Genomic DNA, 22,659 nt, shown 5'->3' with positions numbered 1-22,659 from the left:
TCCCGAAACCTGGAACTAAAATCTAATGAGTGACTATAAATCAACCCTGAATCTTCCTGAAACAGGTTTTCCAATGCGTGGTGATTTAGCAAAAAGAGAACCAGACATGCTTAAGCGTTGGTACGCCGATGATCTCTACGCGACCATTCGTGCAGCGAAGAAAGGGAAAAAGACCTTTATTCTGCACGACGGCCCTCCGTATGCGAATGGCAATATTCATATCGGTCACTCAGTTAATAAAATCCTTAAAGATATTATCGTGAAATCTCGCGGTATGGCGGGCTTCGATGCCCCATACGTTCCAGGCTGGGATTGCCATGGTTTACCGATCGAGCACAAAGTTGAGCAAATGATTGGCAAACCGGGTGAGAAAGTGACCGCTGCGGAGTTCCGCCAAGCCTGCCGCGACTACGCTGCAGAACAAGTTGAAGGCCAAAAGAAAGATTTTATTCGCCTAGGTGTTCTTGGCGACTGGGACCGTCCTTACCTTACGATGGACTTTAAAACCGAAGCCAATATCATTCGCGCATTGGCTAAAATCATTGGTAACGGGCACCTTCATAAAGGGGCTAAGCCGGTCCAGTGGTGTTTAGATTGCCGTTCGGCATTAGCCGAAGCGGAAGTTGAGTATTACGACAAAACCTCACCTTCTATCGACGTTCTGTTCAATGCCGTGGACCCGCAAGCGGTAGCGGCGAAATTTGGCGTAGCCGCGGATGACCAAGCTGTCTCACTGGTTATCTGGACCACTACACCTTGGACCTTACCTTCTAACCGTGCCATCTCCTTAAATGCTGAGTTTACCTATCAGCTGCTTGAGGTTAACGGTCAACGTATTATCTTAGCAAAAGATTTAGTCGACGCGGTTATGACTAAAATTGGTGCTGAGAGCTGGCAAGCATTAGGCGAATGCCAAGGTGAGGTGTTAGAAAACCAACGCTTCCAACATCCATTCCTCGACTTAGATGTTCCAGTCTTATTGGGCGACCATGTCACCTTAGATGCCGGTACGGGTGCCGTACACACCGCGCCAGGCCACGGTCCAGAAGACTACGTGATCGGTCAAAAATATGGGATTGAAACGGTAAACCCGGTCGGCGGTGACGGCTGCTATCTACCAGGTACTTACCCAGGTCTGGATGGCATCAATGTGTTTAAAGCCAATCCATTGGTGATCGATATTCTGCGTGAAAAAGGTGCGTTACTGCATCTTGAAAATCTCCACCATAGCTACCCGCATTGTTGGCGCCATAAAACGCCGGTCATCTTCCGTGCCACGCCACAATGGTTTATCAGCATGGACCAAAAAGGCCTGCGTGCGCAATCCTTGAAAGAAATCAAAGGTGTGCAGTGGATCCCTGATTGGGGCCAAGCGCGTATTGAATCTATGGTAGAGAATCGTCCTGACTGGTGTATTTCACGTCAAAGAACGTGGGGCGTACCGATGTCACTGTTTATCCATAAGCAGACGGGGGCAATCCATCCAGAGACCTTAGCGTTAATGGAAAAAGTTGCACTGCGTGTCGAACAAGACGGTATTCAAGCTTGGTGGGATCTGGATAGTGCCGACCTGCTCGGTAGCGATGCGGACGACTACGAGAAAGTGCCTGATACGCTGGATGTGTGGTTCGATTCAGGATCGACCAGCTGTAGCGTAGTCGATGTTCGCCCTGAATTTAATGGGCACAGTGCCGACATCTATCTGGAAGGTTCAGATCAGCACCGTGGCTGGTTTATGTCATCGCTGATGATCTCCACCGCAATCAAATCGAAAGCGCCTTATCGTCAAGTTTTAACCCATGGTTTCACCGTCGATGGACAAGGCAGAAAGATGTCTAAATCAATCGGCAACACGGTCAGTCCACAAGATGTGATGGATAAGCTAGGCGCAGATATTCTGCGTTTGTGGGTCGCCTCAACTGACTATTCAGGTGAGATGGCGGTTTCCGACGAAATCCTAAAACGCTCGGCCGATGCGTATCGTCGTATTCGTAATACGGCGCGCTTCTTATTGGCTAACTTAACCGGCTTCAACCCAGAAACCGATCAAGTTGCGCCGGAAGAGATGGTGGTCGTCGATCGTTGGGCGGTTGGCCGTGCGTTAGCGGCACAACAAGATATCATTGCTTCCTATGAGAAATATGATTTCCATGAAGTAGTACAACGCTTAATGCATTTCTGCTCAGTAGAAATGGGATCGTTCTATCTCGATATCATCAAAGATCGTCAATATACCGCGAAGGCGGATGGTTTAGCTCGTCGTAGCTGCCAAACCGCGCTATGGCATATTGTCGAAGCGCTGGTTCGCTGGATGGCACCAATTCTCTCCTTTACGGCTGATGAAATCTGGGGACACCTTGCGGGTGAGCGTGAAAAATATGTCTTTACCGAAGAGTGGTATCAAGGCTTATTCGGCTTAGCAAATGATGAGCCGATGAACGACGCCTACTGGGATCAGTTGTTGAAAGTCCGTAGCGAAGTTAACAAGGTTATCGAACAAGCGCGTTCAGATAAAAAAGTGGGCGGAGCCTTAGAAGCCTCCGTGACCCTCTTTGCTGAACCTGAACTGGCTACACGCCTACACGCCTTGGGTAATGAGTTACGCTTTGTATTGCTCACCTCGGAAGCACAAGTTGCTGATTTCGCGATAGCCTCAGATGAAGCGGTCCAGAGCGAGCAAGTTAAAGGGCTGCGTATTCTGCTTGGTAAAGCACAGGGCGAAAAATGTCCACGTTGCTGGCATTACAGCAATGACATTGGTGCGAACCCTGAACAGGCACAAATTTGTGGCCGCTGCTACAGCAATGTGGCAGGAAACGGTGAAGAGCGTAAGTTTGCCTAATGAAAAGATCTTTATGTTCGACTGGGCTACGTTGGCTATGGGTGATGGTACTTGTTATCGTCGTTGATTTATCCAGTAAATACTGGGTAATGACCTCGATGCAACTTCACGAATCTCGTGCGCTAATACCGTTCTTTAACCTCTTTTATGCGCATAACTATGGTGCAGCATTTAGCTTCTTAGCGGATAAGGGCGGGTGGCAGCGTTGGATGTTCGCGGCCATTGCCGTTGCTATTGCGGCCTCCTTACTGCTAATGATGTATCGTAGCCGTGCTGAGCAGAAACTGGCTAATATTGCTTACGCAATGATTATCGGTGGAGCGCTAGGTAACCTCTTTGACCGTGCTTGGCACGGTTTTGTTGTCGATTTTATCGACTTCTATATTGGCGATTGGCACTTCGCGACCTTTAACATCGCTGACTGCGGCATCTGTGTGGGGGCCGCGCTGATCGTGCTAGAAGGTTTCCTACCTAAGTCGCAGGCCGATTCAGCCGAGGACAAATCATGAGTGAGCGTATCGTTACGGCGGACAGTCGCGTAGTGGTGGAACTCGTTCTTACCCTCTCAGATGGGTCGGTGGCGGAATCGACCAAAGCGAACAAAAAACCAGCTCTGCTAACCTTGGGTGATCAGTCTCTTTCTCCAAAGCTGGAGGCTGAATTACTTGGGTTAACAGTAGGTAGCCAACATAAATTCAGCTTAGCGGCGGAAGATGCGTTTGGTGAAAGTAATCCTGATCTGGTGCAGTACTTTTCGCGTCAATCCTTTATGGAGGCGGGGGAGCCAGAAGTCGGGGCCATTATGCTCTTTAGCGCGATCGATGGCAGTGAAATGCCAGGTATTGTACGTGAAATTTCTGGTGATTCGGTTACCGTCGATTTCAATCATCCGCTAGCAGGTCAAGACATCACCTTTGATATTGAGATCATTGATATCAATCCCGTGATGGAGGAGCAGAATGAAAATCTTACTGGCTAATCCACGTGGATTCTGTGCTGGCGTTGATAGGGCGATCAGCATCGTTGAACGTGCTCTAGAAATGTATGGTGCACCGATCTATGTGCGTCATGAAGTCGTTCATAACCGTTATGTCGTCGAAGGATTACGTGAACGCGGTGCGATCTTTATTGAGGAGATCAGCGAGGTACCAGATGGTGCCATTCTTATTTTCTCTGCGCACGGCGTTTCACAAGCGGTACGGGCTGAAGCAAAAGCCCGCCAACTGACCATGCTATTTGACGCCACCTGCCCGTTGGTAACTAAGGTGCATATGGAAGTGGCTAGAGCCAGCCGTAAAGGGACTGAAGCGATTTTAATCGGTCACGCTGGGCATCCCGAGGTGGAAGGCACCATGGGGCAATACAGTAACCCAGAAGGGGGAATGTATTTGGTTGAATCGCCCGAAGATGTCTGGAAGCTGACGGTTAAAAATGAAGCTAACCTCTGCTTTATGACGCAAACGACCTTATCGGTGGACGATACCTCAGATGTGATTGACGCCCTTCGCCAACGCTTTCCGCTAATTATTGGTCCACGCAAAGACGATATCTGTTATGCCACCACTAATCGTCAAGAGGCTGTTCGACAGTTAGCAGACGAAGCAGACGTGGTATTGGTCGTTGGATCTAAAAACTCATCAAACTCTAATCGGTTGGCTGAGTTAGCGCAACGGGCGGGCAGGTTGGCACGACTTATCGATAGTGCCGAAGATATTAATCCGCAATGGTTAGAGAACATCAGCTGTGTCGGCGTCACAGCGGGGGCATCCGCTCCCGATATTTTGGTCCAACAGGTCATTACGCGTCTGATGGAGCATGGTGGTGAACCGGCAATCGAGCTTTCGGGAAGAGAAGAGAATATTTTCTTCGAAGTTCCTAAAGAGCTTCGTGTTCCGGTTAAAGAAGTGACTTAAGGCTCGCCTCGTACGATAGAAACCAGCTCCTTTAGAGCTGGTTTTTTTTGGCCAAAATACCACGGGTCTGGCTAATTTACGCTGGAGTTAGCCTAATAGGCCCGTTATGCTGAAGGCAGAAAATAATAGAGATAGGGTTTTTGTTATGGCTGCAACACGTATTGCTATCATCGGCGCATCGGGCCGTATGGGGAAACAATTAATCGAAGCGGTTCACGCGGACGATTCCGTTCAACTGGGTGCAGTAATTGTTCGCCAAGGCTCATCATTGAAGGGATGCGATGCAGGCGAGTTAGTGGGTATCGGCTCACTGGGTATCGCGATCGCGGATGATATTCACCAAGTCATCAACGATTTTGATATTTTGATCGATTTCACTCGCCCAGAACTCACTATCGATCTGTTAACACTTTGCCGTCAGCACCATAAATCTATCGTTATTGGCACAACAGGGTTTGATGAGGCAGGTAAAAAACAGATCGCCGAAGCGGCTCAATCAATCCCGGTCGTGTTTGCGGCTAACTTCAGCGTCGGCGTTAACCTTATGCTGAATCTTTTGGATCAGGCCGCTAAGGTAATGGGGGACTATACCGACATTGAAATTATCGAAGCGCATCATCGCCATAAAGTCGATGCGCCTTCCGGGACCGCATTAGCCATGGGGGAAGCGATAGCTACCGCAATGGATTGGTCACTGGATGAGCATGCTGTCTACGCAAGAGAAGGGATTACCGGCGAACGGAAGGCCGGAACTATTGGTTTTTCCACAATTAGAGCAGGTGATATCGTAGGTGAGCATACTGCTATTTTTGCAGATATCGGTGAGCGGATAGAGATAACTCACAAGGCTTCAAGCCGTATGACCTTTGCTAAAGGAGCAGTTAAATCTGCATTTTGGTTAAGTGATAAAAAACCTAAGCTTTACTCAATGAAAGATGTGTTGGGTGTCTAATTAAAGTGTAAGTTTAATTTTTTTAAATGACTGATGTATCGGTATTTTAATCTATAAATACCGATTTAATCTCTATTTTTACTATTTTAGTGATTAGTTCGTTGTTTGTTGTTCTTTTTGTTATTTTATTTTACCAAATGGTCTAGTTTTACCGCTGTATTGTTTAATTTATCGCCTATCCACTGCGTTCTCGACCTATTTTCGCTAATTCTTTCACAGCAAACGTTTTTTTCGACCAGATAAGATCCTTTTTCATCGTGAAAATGAAGAAATTGAGATGAAAGGCGTAAAAAAAATAAATTAATTACTCTTCAGTATAGACATAAGTCCTAGGGATCATTAGAATGCCGCCAATTTGCCAAAATCCAGATAGGCAGGCATTTTTGCGTTGATTTAATCTCACTGATTGAATTAATATGCATGAACAGTGACTATTTATTCCCCTGGAGGAAGTTTTGACTAAGTCAGCAATTTTGGTTCTGGAAGACGGAACCGAGTTTCACGGCCGGGCGATCGGCGCATTGGGATCGGCAGTTGGAGAGGTCGTTTTCAATACATCAATGACCGGTTATCAAGAAATCCTTACTGATCCTTCCTACTCCCGCCAAATCGTCACTCTTACTTATCCTCATATTGGTAATGTCGGCACCAACCCAGCCGATGCAGAAGCTTCTTCCGTTCATGCGCAAGGCCTGGTTATTCGTGACCTACCTCTGATTGCCAGTAACTATCGCAGTACCAGCGATTTATCGTCCTACTTAATCCAACACAATATTGTGGCGATTGCGGATATTGATACCCGTAAGCTGACGCGTCTTCTTCGCGAAAAAGGTGCGCAAAATGGCTGTATCGTTGCGGGGGATGACCCAGATGTTGCCTTGGCGCTAGAAAAAGCGAAAGCGTTTCCAGGCCTGAAGGGGATGGATTTAGCGAAAGAAGTCACCACATCTGAACGTTACACGTGGAAGCAAGGAAGTTGGACACTGGAAAATGAGCTGCCGGATGCGTGTGATGAGTCCGAGCTGCCTTGGCATGTGGTCGCTTACGATTTCGGCGCGAAACACAATATTTTACGTATGCTGGTTGACCGTGGCTGTAAGCTGACCGTCGTACCGGCACAGACCTCTGCTGAGGACGTCTTAGCCCTTAATCCCGATGGGATTTTCCTGTCTAACGGCCCAGGGGATCCAGAGCCTTGTGACTATGCAATTAACGCAATCCAAGCGTTTCTTAATACAGATATCCCAGTCTTCGGTATTTGCCTGGGACATCAACTGCTTGCATTAGCGAGCGGTGCGAAAACGGTAAAAATGAAGTTGGGCCATCACGGTGGTAACCACCCAGTTAAAGACTTCGATAATAACGTTGTGATGATCACTGCGCAAAACCACGGGTTTGCGGTAGACGATCAGCAACTGCCAGAGTGCTTGCGTGTGACCCACCGCTCACTGTTCGACCATACTGTGCAAGGGATTCACCGCACCGATAAGCCGGCTTTCAGCTTCCAAGGTCACCCAGAAGCGAGCCCTGGCCCGCATGATGCAGCACCGTTATTCGACCACTTTATTGAACTTATCAATGCTTACCGCGGCGCTAAAGCGTAATCAGGAGAGAAGCAATGCCAAAACGTACTGACCTCAAATCTATCCTGATCCTAGGTGCTGGCCCGATTGTTATCGGTCAAGCCTGTGAATTCGACTACTCCGGCGCACAAGCCTGTAAAGCGTTACGTGAAGAAGGTTATCGGGTTATTTTGGTTAACTCCAACCCGGCGACCATCATGACTGACCCAGAGATGGCCGATGCGACCTACATTGAGCCGATCAACTGGCAAGTCGTGAGAAAAATTATTGAAAAAGAGCGTCCGGATGCCGTATTACCGACCATGGGCGGTCAGACGGCACTGAACTGTGCGTTAGAGCTTGAACGTCAAGGTGTCCTTGAAGAGTTCGGCGTCACCATGATTGGGGCGACGGCAGACGCGATCGATAAAGCCGAGGACCGTCAGCGTTTTGATAAGGCGATGAAAAAAATCGGCTTAGACACCGCACGTTCCGGTATCGCACACACTATGGAAGAGGCCTTAGCGGTCGCTGAAGAGGTGGGCTTTCCTTGTATCATCCGTCCTTCGTTTACTATGGGCGGCACGGGAGGCGGGATTGCCTATAACCGTGAAGAGTTTGAAGAGATTTGTGAGCGTGGCCTCGATCTCTCACCGACCAATGAATTATTGATTGATGAATCACTGATTGGTTGGAAAGAGTACGAAATGGAAGTGGTGCGTGATAAAAATGATAACTGCATCATTGTCTGTTCGATTGAAAACTTCGACGCTATGGGGATCCACACCGGTGACTCCATCACTGTTGCGCCTGCTCAGACGCTAACGGATAAAGAATATCAAATCATGCGTAACGCCTCGATGGCGGTTTTACGTGAGATTGGTGTTGAAACGGGTGGCTCAAACGTCCAATTCTCGGTTAACCCAGAAAATGGTCGCTTGATTATCATTGAGATGAACCCACGTGTATCGCGTTCCTCTGCATTAGCCTCTAAAGCAACCGGCTTCCCGATTGCGAAAATTGCGGCCAAACTGGCGGTCGGCTACACCTTAGACGAATTAATGAATGATATTACTGGCGGACAAACTCCGGCATCATTCGAACCGTCTATCGACTACGTTGTTACCAAAATTCCTCGCTTCAACTTCGAGAAATTTGCAGGGACAAATGACCGTCTGACAACGCAAATGAAATCTGTTGGCGAAGTGATGGCGATAGGCCGTACTCTACAAGAATCCATGCAAAAGGCATTACGTGGACTTGAAGTTGGAGCGACTGGCTTTGACCCGAAAGTCGATGCTGACGACGTTGAAGCCTTAACCAAAATCCGCCGCGAACTGAAAGATGCCGGTGCAGATCGTATCTGGTACGTTGCCGATGCGTTCCGTCACGGTATGTCGGTTGAAGGCGTATTTAACCTAACCAATATCGACCGTTGGTTCTTGGTGCAAATTGAAGAGCTAGTCCGCCTTGAAGCACAGGTTACCCGCGGCGGCGTTCAAATTCTTACCGCTGACTTCTTACGTCAACTTAAGCGTAAAGGGTTTGCTGATGCGCGGTTAGCGACCTTAACCGGTGTGGCCGAAGCAGAAATTCGTAAATTACGTCAACAGTATAACCTCTACCCAGTCTACAAGCGTGTCGATACCTGTGCGGCTGAATTTGCGACAGATACCGCGTACATGTACTCCACTTATGAAGAAGAGTGTGAAGCGCAACCAGACAGTGACCGTGAAAAAATCATGATCTTGGGCGGTGGCCCGAACCGTATCGGTCAAGGGATCGAGTTTGACTACTGCTGCGTGCATGCGGCTTTAGCGCTGCGTGAAGACGGCTATCAAACCATTATGGTTAACTGTAACCCTGAAACGGTCTCTACAGACTACGATACGTCCGACCGCCTCTACTTTGAACCGGTGACTTTCGAAGATGTATTGGAAATCGTCCGCATCGAAAAACCGAAAGGGGTTATCGTACAGTACGGTGGACAGACGCCACTGAAGCTGGCTCGTGCCCTAGAAGCGGCAGGTGTACCAGTAATTGGTACCAGCCCTGATGCCATTGACCGAGCGGAAGACCGTGAGCGTTTCCAACAAGCGGTTGACCGTTTAGCGTTAAAGCAACCTGCGAATGCTACCGTCACTGCACTTGAGCAAGCCGTTGAGCGCGCTGCGAGTCTGGGCTATCCATTGGTGGTGCGTCCTTCTTATGTTCTCGGTGGTCGTGCGATGGAAATCGTTTACGACGAGCAGGATCTAAAGCGTTACTTCCAAACAGCAGTGTCTGTATCGAACGATGCCCCTGTCCTCCTTGACCGCTTCTTGGATGATGCTGTCGAAGTCGATGTGGATGCGATTTGCGATGGTGAGCGAGTCTTAATTGGCGGCATCATGGAACATATTGAGCAAGCAGGGGTTCACTCCGGTGACTCAGCCTGTTCTCTGCCAGCTTATACACTCAGCAAAGCGATCCAAGATGTCATGCGTAAGCAAGTTGAACAATTGGCCTTTGAACTTAATGTTCGGGGACTGATGAACGTTCAATTCGCGGTTAAGAATAATGAGGTCTACCTGATTGAAGTGAACCCGCGTGCAGCGCGTACTGTTCCTTTTGTCTCGAAAGCGACAGGCGTACCGTTAGCGAAAGTGGCGGCGCGTGTGATGGCAGGAAAAACCTTGGCAGAGCAAGGCGTTACTGAAGAAGTCATCCCGCCTTACTACTCGGTAAAAGAGGTGGTGCTTCCCTTCAATAAATTCCAAGGCGTTGACCCAATTCTTGGGCCAGAGATGCGTTCGACTGGGGAAGTGATGGGCGTTGGACGTACCTTTGCTGAAGCCTTCTCTAAAGCGATGCTGGGTGCGCAAGCGACGATGAAGAAACAAGGTCGTGCGTTACTTTCGGTACGCGAGGGCGATAAAAAACGCGTTGTCGATTTAGCGGCAAAATTAGTGAAATTCGGCTTTGAGTTGGATGCGACTCACGGTACCGCAGTCGTACTAGGTGAAGCGGGTATTAACCCTCGCCTTGTTAACAAGGTGCATGAAGGTCGTCCACATATCCAAGACCGTCTGAAAAATGGTGAGTACGCTTATATCGTTAACACTACCGCCGGACGTCAGGCTATCGAGGATTCACGCTTAATCCGCCGCAGCGCATTGCAGTATAAAGTGCACTACGATACCACGATGAATGGTGGATTCGCCACGGCGATGGCGCTGAATGCGGATCCAACAGAGCGCGTTATCTCTGTACAAGAAATGCATGCTGAGCTGAAAGCTTAAGCCTTAAAATCACGGCCTCGCAATGAGGCCGTTTATTTTTTTTAAATCCATTTTTTCCTCCTCATCCCTCTCGACTATCTCCACGCCTTCTCGTATGATTGCGCGTCTTTTATGCAGAGAGTGCAACTATGTTAAGCCTAATCGCCGCGATGGCAACCGACCGTATTATCGGTAATGAAAATCAAATGCCCTGGCATCTTCCCGCCGATTTCGCGTGGTTTAAGCAGCAAACTCTGGGTAAACCTATCATCATGGGTCGTAAGACGTTCGAGTCGATTGGTCGTCCGCTACCAGGCCGGAAAAATATCGTCATTAGTCGTCAGGTACAACCTGCACAAGACAACGTTTTTTGGGTAACCTCTATCGACGCGGCAATTGCCTGTGCCGCGGAGGCAGAAGAAATTATGGTTATTGGTGGCGGGAATCTTTATCAGCAACTTTTGCCTCAGGCACAAAAGCTGTATTTAACCCATGTCGATGCTGAGATTGAGGGGGATACCCAATTTCCGGAATACGATCCTGACCAGTGGGAATCGGTCTTCAGCGAATTTCGTGATGCAGACGAGGCCAACCACTATGGCCTCTGTTTTGAGATCTTAGAACGCCGCGCTTAATCGCTCGCCGGCCTATTCATCGGCTTTCTGCTGTGCAGAAGGCTGATGAAAATAGCGGCCATCTTCCCAACGTAGAAGCGTTAATTCGCCGCCCCAGCAGCATCCTGTATCAAGCCCAATAACATTACTTGGCGTACCTTTGCCCTCCAATGAGGCCCAGTGACCAAATACAATGGTAAACTCTTCGGATAACTGCCGAGGTATATCGAACCAAGGCTTTAACGGCGGTGTCGCGTCGTCAGGTTTTTCCTTACAGATCATATCCAACTGACCGCCTGGAAAACAGTAACGCATTCGGGTTAAGGCGTTAGTGCTAAAGCGTAAACGTGCTAATCCGCTGAGGTTTTCCGACCAATTATTGGGCATATCGCCATACATGGCATCGAGTAACAGCGGATAGCTGTCGCTCGCTAGCACGGCTTCGATATCGCCCGCACAGCGCTGTGCGGTCTCTAAATCCCATTGCGGGGTAATCCCCGCATGCGCCATGATCAGCTGTTTTTCATGATCGATTTGCAGTAGCGGCTGGCGGCGTAACCAATTAATTAATTCGTCGCAATCTTCGGCCTCAAGCAGCGGCTGTAACCGATCCTTAGATTTATTTTTACTGACCCCAGCGTAAACAGCCAATAAGTGAAGATCGTGATTTCCCAGCACCAGTCGCACGGCATCGCCGAGTGATTTCACTTTCCGTAATACCTGCAATGAATCCGGGCCACGCGCGACCAAGTCACCGGTCAGCCATAATTCGTCTTGGGCCGGGTCGAAAGCGACCTGATCCAATAATTGGCAGAACTCTTGGTAGCAGCCATGTATGTCGCCGATTAAATAGGTACTCATCATCACCCTTTAAAAAAATAGCTTAGTGCAGGGCACCTTCTACGGCTAATAGGAATGGTGGGATTGGGGCTTTAAATTCGCTGCCATCCTCATTACGCATCAGGTAGTGGCCTTGCATCGTACCGACCGGGGTCTCAAGCATTGCGCCGCTGGTATAGTTAAAACGCTCGCCAACCTGTAAAGTCGGCTGTTTACCAATGACACCTTCACCTGCCACCTCAGTAATTTTTTCGTTACCGTCCGTGATGAGCCAATAGCGTTCAAGCAGCTGCATCGGTTGGTCACTGTGGTTCTCTAAAGTAATAGTGTAGGCGAATTGATACTGGTTGGCATCCGGCGCCGAGTGCGCCGGAAGATAATGAGTGGTTACGCTAATCGTTAAGGCGGTAGTGTCCGACATTATTCCTCACGAGCTTGCTGGGGAGGGTGTGCTGTTAACCATTGAGCCAGCTGACAATATTGAGCAACAGTAACATTTTCTGCGCGAAGCGTGCCGCTAATTCCGAGCTGATCGAGCACTTCCGCACTGAAAAGGTGGCCTAGGCTATTACGCAGTGTTTTACGACGTTTTCCGAATGCCTCTAAGGTAATACGGCCCAGTACGCGCACATCGACCTCAGGATACGGTGACTGTTGATGAGGGACTAAGCGTACGACTGCTGAATCCACTTTTGGCGGCGGCGTAAAGGCATGAGGAGGTACTTCAAGTACCGGGATCACTTGGCAATAGTATTGTGCCATGACCGTTAAGCGGCCGTAGGCTTTACTGTCTGGCCCAGCGACTAAACGGTTCACTACCTCTTTTTGCAGCATAAAATGCATATCTTTGATGGCTTTGGTGAAGCTAAAAAGATGGAACATCAGAGGCGTCGAGATGTTATAGGGTAAGTTACCGAACACCCGTAAAGATTGTCCTTTTTGCTCCGCCAGTTCACCGAAGTTAAAGGTCATTGCATCTTGTTGGAAGATAGTCAGTTTAGGACCTAAAAAGGGATGTGTTTGTAAGCGGGCGGCGAGATCACGGTCCAGCTCGACAACGGTTAGCGCATCAAGGCGCTCGCCAACGGGTTCAGTCAGGGCGCCTAGACCTGGCCCAATCTCGACCATAGCATCCTGTTTCGTCGGATGAATGGCGGCAACAATGCTCTCAATGACATAGCTGTCATTTAGGAAGTTTTGTCCAAAACGTTTGCGGGCAAAGTGCCCCTGATGTACGCGATTATTCATTACTACTCTTAATCATAGTGATAGCAAGGCGAAGTGCAGTGATAAAGCTGCCGGTATCCGCCTGGTGTGTACCGGCTAAGTCGAGGGCTGTGCCATGGTCGACTGAAGTCCGGATAAAAGGTAAGCCGAGAGTGATATTCACGGCTCGACCAAACCCTTGATATTTAAGGACTGGAAGGCCTTGGTCGTGATACATGGCGAGTACCGCATCCGCCTGTTGTAAATATTTCGGTTGAAATAATGTATCAGCCGGAAGAGGGCCACTCAGCCGCAGGCCTTGCTGCCGTAATTCAGTCAATACCGGCTCAATCACCTCAATCTCTTCCCGCCCCATATGACCATTTTCGCCCGCATGGGGATTGAGGCCACTGACGAGAATATGGGGATCTGAAACACCGAATTTACGACGCAAGTCGGCATGCAAGATAGTAATTACCTCGCGTAAGCTCTGTTGCGTGATCGCGGCGGCGACATCTTTTAACGGCAGATGCGTCGTAGCAAGGGCCACACGCAGCTCCTCTGTCGCCAGCATCATCACCACCCGTGGGGTTAATGATCGTTCAGCGAAAAATTCAGTATGGCCAGTAAAAGGGATCCCCGCATCATTGATAACGCCTTTATGCACAGGACCCGTGACCAAAGCCTCGAATTCACCGTGTAAATTCCCATCACATGCACGCGCGAGCGAGTCCAGCACATATTGGCTATTCGCAGGATTAAGTTGGCCCGGTTGTGGCGCGGCGGGTAAGGGAATAGAGCAGAGCGTTAAGGTTCCAGCAGCTTGGGGCTGCGCAGGCTGTTGCGGTTGATAAGGGTGTAAGGTCAATGGGAGGCCAAGCATTTCAGCACGTTGTAACAGCAACGCACGGTCGGCACAGACAACCAACTCGACGGGCCAGGCCTGTTGTGCTAACCGCACAATCAGGTCTGGGCCAATCCCGGCGGGTTCGCCGGGAGTGATAGCAATACGCGGAGTATTAGCCATTTGAGTCTAAGATTTTAACGTAAGCAGAGGCGCGTTCTTCTTGCATCCAAGTTTGCGCTTCTTCGGCAAACTTACGATTGAAGAGAATACGGTAAGCCCTGTCTTTTTCGGCTTCATCAGTCTTATCAACTTGGCGAGTCCCTAACAGTTCAATTAGGTGCCAGCCGAAAGAAGATCGTACTGGTTGGCTAAGCTTATTCGGCGATAAGTGCATCAGTGCGTCACGGAAAGCAGGATCATAAATGGTTGGCGATGCCCAGCCTAAATCACCACCTTGGTTTGCTGAGCCTGGGTCATCAGAGTTTTGGCGCGCAGCATTCGCAAAGGTGATTTTACCACTGCGGATGTCGGCAGCAATCTGTTCAATCTTAGCACGCGCTTGATCGTCGTTCATGATCGGTGACGTTTTGACTAAGATATGACGAGCGTGAACCTCTGTGACTGAGACGTTTTTACTCTCGCCTCGCATATCGTTCACTCTGATGATATGGAAGCCAACGCCTGAGCGGATTGGACCAACAATATCGCCTTTTTGCGCAGTGCTTAACGCTTGGCTGAAGAGGGAAGGGAGCTCTTCGATTTTGCCCCAGCCCATATTCCCGCCTTTTAGCGCTTCAGGTGATGCAGAGTAGGTCACGGCCATCTTACCGAAGTTTGCTCCACCTCGTAGTTCACCGACTAACTTTTTCGCGAGGTCTTCTTCATCATCAACTTGCTGTTGCGTTGGATTCTCAGGAAGAGGCAGCAGGATCATGCTCAGGTTCATCTCAGTGCCTGGTACATTCTGTGCGGCAACTTGCTTCGCCAAGGTATCGACTTCTTGCGGTAGAATGGTGATGCGGCTACGTACTTCGTTGTTTCTTACCGCAGCAATTGTCATTTCATGACGGATTTGCGTGCGATAAGTCGCATAGTTCATCCCATCATAGGCTAAACGACTGCGTAACTGATCCAGCGTCATATGGTTCTGGGCGGCGATATTTTTAATGGCCTCATCGACCTCTTGATCGCTGATGTTGACACCCGCGCGCTGGCCTTGTTGCATGATGATACTATCCATGATCTGACGCTCGAGAATCTGATGGCGCAGCGTGGCATCGTCCGGCAACTGCTGACCTGCTTGGCGAGCCTGGCTCTTCACGGAAGACATCATGTTATCGACATCACTTTCAAGCACTACACCATTGTTGACAACGGCTGCAACTTTATCAATGACTTGAGGCGCTGCGAAAGCATGACTTGCATTCGCCATTAAAGCGCCCAGCATCAGGAGTTTCCAATTCTTCATACATTTTCCATCGTTAAGACCGCAATGCGGAAATTACCGGTTATCGACTAATGATTAAAACGTTGGCTGATAAGGGATAATTCCCTGAGTCCGCATTTCTGCGGCACCTAGACCGTAGTTAGCCCCTAACCCTCTGAACTCTATATTAAATGAGATCTGATTGTCGTACTCGCTGGTATTGTTTTGCCAGCCATTGATCTTACGTTCATAACCCAAGCGCACCGCATAGCAACATGAGCTATATTGCACGCCAAGCAGTTGCTCAGCCGGTTTACTATTACGTGTATCATAATAGTAAGCACCAACAACAGACCATGCATCAGCAATTGGCCAGCTAGCGGTGGCTCCCACTTGCGATATCCCGTTCTTATAGATTGGGCTCGTGGTATAGATTGAGTTATTCATCGCGCGAGCAATGTATTCAGGGCTACTATAGCGATAGTTCAGTTGTATCACACGGTCACTATCTTGGCGGTATTCAATACCGGCATTACCTTGCGCCACGTTATTTAAGTGGGTGTCATACTGTAGACCCCCGCGTAAACCCCATTGGTCAGTCATGCGCCAGTAAGTGTCACCAGCCCAAATAATACTTCCCGTATCATTATCATCCGACGGGTCACCCGTACGTGAGCGAGTGAACGCGTAGATTTGACCTACGGAGGCATTGAAACGTTCAACTAAATTTTCATCATAGATACGCGTCGTAACCCCGGTTGCCAATTGATTGGTCGAGGCAATACGATCTAACCCGCTATAAGTGCGATCACGGAATAGACCGGTGTAATCGGTTTGTAATAATGTTGAATCGTAAGGGTAGATATTATTTTGGTTACGATAAGGTGTGTAGAGATATTGAACACGCGGTTCTAATGTCTGGGTGTAGCCTTGCGCCCAATCCATATCACGGTCAAAGACTAACTTACCGTCCACTTTAAACTGAGGCAGTGTCCGGTTTACCGAACTTTTCAGGTTGTAATCGCCACCGTTAGGAAGCTCACTCGCATTTTGCAAGTGCTCTTGCTGGTAGTGGGTCGCCAGTAATTTCGCTTCGGTGTTTAAGCTTGCCCAACCATTCGAAAGGGGTAAATCAATGGTAGGTTCGATATGCAGTCGTGTTGCACGCGGTAGGCGTGAGTTCGTATTGGTAAAGCGTGCGAACTGGCCATAAACGTGGGTATCGAACGGGCCAACATCGTTTTGGTAAAGGTTAACATCTAACTGCGGTAAGGTACGGTAGATGTTGGTATCAAGTTTATTGAAAGTCTGGAAATCCCGCGTCGACAGGGTCGCATCCCAATTTTTATCCGCATAACCAAAGCTGAATTTTTGGTCTGCGTATCCATCAGTCGAGCTATAATATTTTGAGTCGAGATCGTTGAAATAATAGCGATCACTGACTTTGGTGTAGTCAGCATTAAAGCGCCAGTGCTGATCGTAGACCCCACTGTGGTTCCAATAGAATAACCAACGTTTGGAGCTATCACCGTCGGCAATACCCCGAGCGCTTTTTTGTTTATCGTACTGGTTATCAGACCCCAGATAGTCAAACTCCATAAGCCCCGCGCCTAACACGGAGAGGTAACGGAATTCGTTCTGTAATTGTACACCGCGTTTGCTCATATAATGCGGCGTAATGGTGGCATCCATCTGTGGCGCAATGTTCCAGTAATAAGGCAACATAAATTCGAAGCCGTTCTTACTGCCATATTTCGCATTAGGGATTAGGAAACCGGAACGACGGCGATCGCCGAGAGGCATTTGCAGGTAGGGGCTATAAAAAACCGGCACTGAGCCGATTTTAAATCGCGCATTCCAAATTTCTGCCACTTCTTCTTGGCGGTCTTCGATAATTTCAGAGCCAACGACACTCCAACTGTTGGCGTTTGGTAAACAGGTGGTGAAGCTACCATTCTCTAAAATAGTATAGCGATTATTACCGCGTTGCTTCATCTGTGCGCCAGTACCCCGTCCCTGACGGTCAACCATCTGGTAGTTACCGTCCCAAACATTAGTATCTTTGGTATTCAGATTGGACCAAGCTTTAGGACCCTTTAGGATAACTTGATTATCGTCGTAATGAACATTACCCAGTGCGTCCACCGTACGCGTCGGGGTATTTTGCCCCGCCTGCTGACGTTGATGGAGTTGCACTTGGTCAGCACGAAGTCGGCTATTCCCTTGATTAACATCTACTTTACCGTCAAATACCGCATCGTCAGGGTAGTTACCTTTGACACTATCCGAATGAATAGTCACGGGTTGCGTATTTGGGTCACTTTTGACCAGCGGACGATTATAAGAAGGCACGCCCAGCATACATTGCGACATCAGATCGTCAGCAAGCGAATACTGGCTGTATAGGGCTGATCCAATCATAGTGGCCAGCAATGTAGGTAGTCTTTTATTCATACGCGGTATCTAAGATTCCGTTAGTTCTGGCAAGGGGCCAGCAGTCCGATAAAGAGTAACTTACCGAAAGTATCAGCGCCAGCGATAATCGTGATTAAGCTGGTTTAGCGATAGGCGGTTTAGTAAATGACGGGTATGATAATCGAAAATGAAAACATTAGCATGACGAATTGAGGAGTTTATGCGCTACCGAGGCAAAGTTATTGGTTTTTTATTGGGGCTCTTTTCAGGGGTAGGTTTTTGGGGCATCGTCGGCGGTGTACTCCTCGGGCATCTTGTCGATACGGTAATGTCCAATTTTGCTGGAAATTTTAAGGGTACCGCACACTCAAGACAGAATCTCTTTTTCATCACGACTTTCCAAGTGATGGGACACTTAACCAAATCTAAAGGCCGCGTCACGGAGGCGGATATCCAGCTGGCTTCAACCATTATGGACCGTATGCAGCTGCAAGGTGCCTCACGCCAACTGGCGCAGCAAGCCTTTCGTGAGGGTAAAGAAACCGACTTTCCGTTACGCCAAAAATTACGCGAATTTAGACAAGCGTGCGTGGGACGGGTTGATTTAATTAAGATTTTTCTGGAAATCCAGATTCAGGCAGCTCTAGCAGATGGTGAGCTCCATCCGAATGAGCAGCAAGTCTTATATATTATTGCAGAAGAGCTGGGCATTTCTCGTCAGCAGTTTGAGCTGTTTATCCGCATGATGACCGGTGGAAGCCATTTTGGCCAGCAAGGCTACTCGCAACAGCAAGGGGGCTTTCGCCAAGCGCCTCAAGGGCCAACCCTGCAGGATGCTTGCTCGGTATTAGGTGTTTCTCCAGAGGATGATGCCTTAACCATCAAACGTGCCTATCGCAAATTAATGAGCGAACATCATCCGGATAAGCTGGTGGCTAAAGGGTTACCCCCAGAGATGATGACGCTAGCCAAAGAGAAAGCGCAAAAAATTCAATCGGCGTATGAGCTCATCCGCAGCCAGAAAGGCTTCTAGTCCGCGACCTGTAGAACAGCCTGCCGAGCCTAAAACTCTGCAGGTTGTTTAAAGGTCATACTGTTTCCAAATACAGGGTGCGTAATGGTGAGACGCTCTGCGTGGAGCAGTAACCGCGAAGCTAATGCTTTCGCCTCCGGCGAAGCATAAAAGTAATCTCCCAAGATAGGATGTCCCATCGCAAGCATATGTACGCGTAGCTGGTGAGAACGGCCAGTGATTGGCTTGAGCTGGACACGACAGCTTACGTCATCGCGCGCGAGAACTTCCCACTCTGTTTGTGCTGCTTTGCCGGTCTCGAAACAGACCTTCTGTTTAGGACGATTCGGCCAATCGCAAATTAAGGGTAAATCGACTAACCCTTCATCCGGGACGAGTTGCCCCCATACCTGAGCGATATAGGTTTTAGACGGCTCTCGCTCACGGAATTGGCGTTTTAATTCGCGCTCAGCAGCTTTAGTCAAGGCAACCACCATCACGCCGCTCGTGGACATATCGAGGCGATGGACGGACTCGGCGCTGGGAAAGTCACGCTGGATACGCGTCATAATACTGTCGTTATGTTCCGGTAGACGCCCCGGGACGGACAGTAAACCACTCGGTTTATTGACCACGATAATATGCTCATCCTGATACAGGATATGCAGCCAAGGTTCTAGGGGGGGATGGTAAGCTTCCATTTTCTATCCTAGAGGGGGCTTCCCCCCTCACGATTATTACTGATGGGTCACGACGATCAAGCGTAAAGCATCTAAACGCCAGTTCGCTTGCGATAAGCTGTCGAGGACTTCTTGACGATTATCGCGCAGTGCATCTATTTCATCTTCACGAATGTTAGGGTTAACGCTTTTCAGCGCTTCCAAACGTTCCAGTTCTGCTGTCAACTGTTTCTCCGCCGACTGCTGAGCCTCGGCAATCACGGCTTGCGCACTCGCGCTGACCAATTGCTCGCCGGTCGTCAGAATTTGGTGCACCTCTTGTTGCACGGCATTCACCAGCTTGCTGCCAGTGTGACGATTGACCGCATTCAATTGGCGGTTAAAGCTTTCGAACTCGACCTTATCCGCCAGGTTGTTGCCTTTGGTATCGACCAAAAGGCGCAATGGCGTAGGCGGCAGGAAGCGAGTCAGTTGGAGTTGTTTAGGCGCTTGTGCCTCCACCACGTAGATCAATTCCAGCAGTAGGGTTCCCACCGGTAACGCTTTATTTTTCAATAACGAGAGCGCACAGCTTCCGGTATCACCCGATAGGATGAGATCCAGACCATTACGAATAAGGGGATGTTCCCAGGTGATGAACTGAGTATCTTCACGCGATAACGCTTGGTTACGGTTGAAGGTAATCGTACAGCCGTCTTCCGGTAATCCAGGGAAATCAGGGACTAGCATATGATCGGAAGGCGTGAGCACAATTAAGTTATCGCTTCGGTCTTCTTGGTTAATGCCGACAATATCGAACAGATTCAAAGCAAAGTTAACCAACGCGGTATCGTTATCTTGTGCGGCTATTTCATCAGCAAGGCGTTCCGCTTTCTCGCCGCCATGGGAATGCAACTCTAATAAACGGTCTCGCCCCGATTCCAACTGTGATTTCAGGTCGTCATGTTGTGCACGGCATTGCTCGATAAAGGTCTCTAAGCCTTCATCTTTTTCCGGCGCAACTAAGAACTCTAATAGCTGGTCATGCACGCTATCGTAAATAGTTCGGCCAGTCGGGCAAGTACTTTCGAAGGCGTCTAACCCTTCGTGGAACCAACGTAATAATACGGCTTGTGCGGTATTTTCTAGCCATGGCACCATAATCTCGATATCGTGGAGTTGCCCAATACGGTCCAGACGGCCAATACGTTGTTCTAAGAGATCAGGGTTGAACGGCAGATCAAACATTACCATTCGGCTGGCAAATTGGAAGTTACGCCCTTCGGAGCCAATCTCTGAACAGAGCAGTACCTGTGCACCTTCTTCTTGCGAAGCAAAGAACGCTGCGGCTTTATCTCGTTCGATAATCGACAATCCCTCGTGGAAGACGGCCGCACGGATCCCTTCACGTTCGCGCAGTACTTGCTCTAGCTGAAGCGCAGTTGCTGCTTTTGCACAGATAACGAGGACTTTTTCTTTACGGTGTTCCAGTAGATAGTTAATTAACCACTCTACTCGAGGATCAAACGCCCACCAGGTGCCGTTATCCCCTTCGAATTCTTGGTAGATCTGCTCGGGGTAAAGTAAGTCACGCGCCCGCTCATCTTTACTCTTACGTGCCGACATAATGCCAGACACTTTTATGGCGGTTTGGTATTGGCTTGGCAGCGGTAAGCGCACGGCATGCAACGCGCGTTTAGGGAATCCTTGTACCCCTTGGCGGGTATTACGGAAAAGAACGCGGCTCGTGCCGTGACGGTCGGTTAACATCTCAACCAGATGCTGGCGGGCCACCAAGCGTTCGTCGCTGTCACTGTTCGCTTGTAGGATCAGCGGGCGAATATCTTGCTCTTTGATCAGGCCATTGATCAGGGCGATTTGTGACTCGGCTAATGACTCTTCGGCCAATAAGCTGGCGACGGCTTCGGCAACGGGTTGGAAGTGACGCTGCTCTTCGACGAAGGCATCGAAATCGTGGAAGCGATCCGCATCGAGTAGACGTAGGCGAGCAAAGTGACTTTGCATGCCTAACTGTTCTGGCGTAGCGGTCAACAGCAGGACACCCGGCACGACGTCGGCTAGTTTTTCAATGACTTGATACTCACGACCGGGCTTGCCTTCGCTCCAAGCGAGGTGATGTGCCTCGTCGACCACCATTAAGTCCCAGTCGGCTTCTAGCATATCTTCTAGACGCTGTTTATTTTTGCACACAAAATCCAGTGAGCAGATCACCAATTGTTCGGTGAAGAAAGGGTTAGCGCTATCGAAGCGTGCTTCGTTATACCGCTCATCGTCAAACAGCGAGAAATGGAGGGTAAAGCGGCGCAGCATCTCGACCAGCCACTGATGTTGCAGTGTTTCGGGAACGATGATCAACACGCGCTCAGCACGGCCAGCCAGCAATTGCTGTTGGATGATCATACCGGCTTCAATGGTTTTGCCTAGCCCGACTTCATCAGCAAGCAGGACGCGAGGCGCGTGGCGACGTCCGACATCTTGCGCGATATGTAGCTGGTGGGGGATTAAGTTAGTGCGCATCCCGCGCATGCCACTGGTCGGTAAACGGTATTGTTCGCTTTGGTACTTTCTTGCGCGGTAGCGTAGCGCGAAGCGATCCATCCGGTCCAATTGTCCAGCAAACAGACGGTCCTGTGGCTTACTAAAGATCAGTTTACTGTCCAACATGACTTCGCGTAACACCACGTCGGTTTCCTGAGTGTCGCTGCGCGTGCCAATATAGGCCATTAGGCCGTTTTCATCGCGTACCTGGTCAACCAGCAATTGCCAACCCTCGTGGCTGGTGATGGTATCGCCCGGGTTAAACATAACGCGAGTGATGGGAGAATCATTGCGGGCATAAAGTCGGTTTTCGCCGGTGGCTGGGAAAAGTAAGGTCACCATGCGTGCATCGATAGCCACGACGGTTCCCAGTCCAAGTTCACTTTCTGTATCACTAATCCAGCGCTGACCAAGTGTAAAAGGCATAAATTTTGCTCGATTCTCTTAATTATAGGGATGTATTCATTCACGGCTAACGGGCCAAACACGGTTTACCACCCTGGTGGTGGAAGAAGGCCTGGTTATTTTGAAGGGCGCTATGGTACTGGAAGG

The 22,659-nt window shown here is 49.2% G+C and carries 17 protein-coding genes; 9 read left to right on the top strand and 8 right to left on the bottom strand.

Annotated elements, in window-relative coordinates; genetic code table 11:
• Positions 1 to 25 precede the first annotated feature (25 nt).
• The 8 genes from ileS to folA all read left to right on the top strand — a co-directional run bounded on the left by ileS (position 26) and on the right by folA (position 11,164).
• Positions 26 to 2,842: an isoleucine--tRNA ligase gene (ileS, locus tag HGT71_RS03675; protein ID WP_214216662.1), complete on the top strand. Its 2,817-nt coding sequence runs from the start codon at positions 26 to 28 to the stop codon at positions 2,840 to 2,842.
• Entirely contained in the window at positions 2,842 to 3,351 is a 510-nt protein-coding gene (lspA, locus tag HGT71_RS03670; RefSeq protein ID WP_214216661.1) for a signal peptidase II, read from the top strand. Before ileS ends, lspA begins: the two co-directional genes overlap by 1 nt.
• On the top strand, positions 3,348 to 3,821 hold the full coding sequence (gene fkpB / locus HGT71_RS03665; RefSeq protein ID WP_048911480.1) for an FKBP-type peptidyl-prolyl cis-trans isomerase: 474 nt from the start codon (positions 3,348 to 3,350) through the stop codon (positions 3,819 to 3,821). The genes lspA and fkpB overlap by 4 nt, the downstream gene beginning before the upstream one ends.
• A complete protein-coding gene (ispH, locus tag HGT71_RS03660) occupies positions 3,802 to 4,755 on the top strand; it encodes a 4-hydroxy-3-methylbut-2-enyl diphosphate reductase (RefSeq protein ID WP_214216660.1) in 954 nt (317 codons plus the stop codon). The genes fkpB and ispH overlap by 20 nt, the downstream gene beginning before the upstream one ends.
• 145 nt (positions 4,756 to 4,900) lie before the next feature.
• Positions 4,901 to 5,707, top strand: a complete 807-nt coding sequence (gene dapB, locus HGT71_RS03655; RefSeq protein WP_214216659.1) for a 4-hydroxy-tetrahydrodipicolinate reductase — start codon at positions 4,901 to 4,903, stop codon at positions 5,705 to 5,707.
• Positions 5,708 to 6,162: 455 nt separating this feature from the next.
• A complete protein-coding gene (gene carA, locus HGT71_RS03650) occupies positions 6,163 to 7,311 on the top strand; it encodes a glutamine-hydrolyzing carbamoyl-phosphate synthase small subunit (protein WP_214216658.1) in 1,149 nt (382 codons plus the stop codon).
• Between the two features lie 14 nt (positions 7,312 to 7,325).
• Entirely contained in the window at positions 7,326 to 10,550 is a 3,225-nt protein-coding gene (gene carB / locus HGT71_RS03645; RefSeq protein ID WP_214216657.1) for a carbamoyl-phosphate synthase large subunit, read from the top strand.
• A gap of 128 nt (positions 10,551 to 10,678) precedes the next feature.
• Entirely contained in the window at positions 10,679 to 11,164 is a 486-nt protein-coding gene (gene folA / locus HGT71_RS03640) for a type 3 dihydrofolate reductase (protein ID WP_048911486.1), read from the top strand.
• A 12-nt stretch (positions 11,165 to 11,176) separates the two neighbouring features.
• On the opposite strand, the gene apaH is transcribed toward folA, so the two are convergent.
• The 6 genes from apaH to lptD are packed head-to-tail and all read right to left on the bottom strand — an operon-like array spanning position 11,177 to position 17,916.
• Positions 11,177 to 12,004: a bis(5'-nucleosyl)-tetraphosphatase (symmetrical) ApaH gene (apaH, locus tag HGT71_RS03635; RefSeq protein ID WP_214216656.1), complete on the bottom strand. Its 828-nt coding sequence runs from the start codon at positions 12,002 to 12,004 to the stop codon at positions 11,177 to 11,179.
• Positions 12,005 to 12,026: 22 nt separating this feature from the next.
• Positions 12,027 to 12,404 (bottom strand): Co2+/Mg2+ efflux protein ApaG, encoded by a 378-nt coding sequence (gene apaG, locus HGT71_RS03630; RefSeq protein ID WP_214216655.1) that lies wholly within the window; start codon positions 12,402 to 12,404, stop codon positions 12,027 to 12,029.
• Positions 12,404 to 13,231 (bottom strand): 16S rRNA (adenine(1518)-N(6)/adenine(1519)-N(6))-dimethyltransferase RsmA, encoded by an 828-nt coding sequence (gene rsmA / locus HGT71_RS03625; protein WP_099823627.1) that lies wholly within the window; start codon positions 13,229 to 13,231, stop codon positions 12,404 to 12,406. Before rsmA ends, apaG begins: the two co-directional genes overlap by 1 nt.
• Positions 13,224 to 14,216, bottom strand: a complete 993-nt coding sequence (gene pdxA, locus HGT71_RS03620) for a 4-hydroxythreonine-4-phosphate dehydrogenase PdxA (RefSeq protein ID WP_214216654.1) — start codon at positions 14,214 to 14,216, stop codon at positions 13,224 to 13,226. Before pdxA ends, rsmA begins: the two co-directional genes overlap by 8 nt.
• Complete coding sequence (surA, locus tag HGT71_RS03615; RefSeq protein ID WP_214216653.1) at positions 14,209 to 15,504, bottom strand: peptidylprolyl isomerase SurA; 1,296 nt, start codon at positions 15,502 to 15,504, stop codon at positions 14,209 to 14,211. Before surA ends, pdxA begins: the two co-directional genes overlap by 8 nt.
• A 54-nt stretch (positions 15,505 to 15,558) precedes the next feature.
• The gene (gene lptD, locus HGT71_RS03610) at positions 15,559 to 17,916 is read right to left on the bottom strand and encodes an LPS assembly protein LptD (protein WP_214216652.1); all 2,358 of its coding nucleotides are present in this window, start codon (positions 17,914 to 17,916) and stop codon (positions 15,559 to 15,561) included.
• Between the two features lie 181 nt (positions 17,917 to 18,097).
• On the opposite strand from lptD, the gene djlA reads away from it, so the two are divergent.
• Positions 18,098 to 18,910, top strand: coding sequence for a co-chaperone DjlA (djlA, locus tag HGT71_RS03605; protein ID WP_099823632.1), 813 nt, complete (start codon positions 18,098 to 18,100; stop codon positions 18,908 to 18,910).
• A 29-nt stretch (positions 18,911 to 18,939) separates the two neighbouring features.
• Here djlA and rluA read toward each other — a convergent pair whose 3' ends face one another.
• Both rluA and rapA read right to left on the bottom strand, forming a co-directional pair.
• Positions 18,940 to 19,590 carry a bifunctional tRNA pseudouridine(32) synthase/23S rRNA pseudouridine(746) synthase RluA gene (gene rluA / locus HGT71_RS03600; protein WP_048911494.1) on the bottom strand — a complete coding sequence of 217 codons (651 nt, stop codon included), beginning with the start codon at positions 19,588 to 19,590 and terminating at the stop codon, positions 18,940 to 18,942.
• A gap of 36 nt (positions 19,591 to 19,626) precedes the next feature.
• Positions 19,627 to 22,533 carry an RNA polymerase-associated protein RapA gene (gene rapA, locus HGT71_RS03595; RefSeq protein ID WP_214216651.1) on the bottom strand — a complete coding sequence of 969 codons (2,907 nt, stop codon included), beginning with the start codon at positions 22,531 to 22,533 and terminating at the stop codon, positions 19,627 to 19,629.
• Between the last annotated feature and the right edge of the window lie 126 nt (positions 22,534 to 22,659).

It is taken from the genome of Rosenbergiella epipactidis, from assembly GCF_018494055.1.
GTDB classification, from domain to species: Bacteria; Pseudomonadota; Gammaproteobacteria; order Enterobacterales; family Enterobacteriaceae; genus Rosenbergiella; species Rosenbergiella epipactidis.
This window is presented reverse-complemented; position numbering and strand designations above follow the sequence as displayed.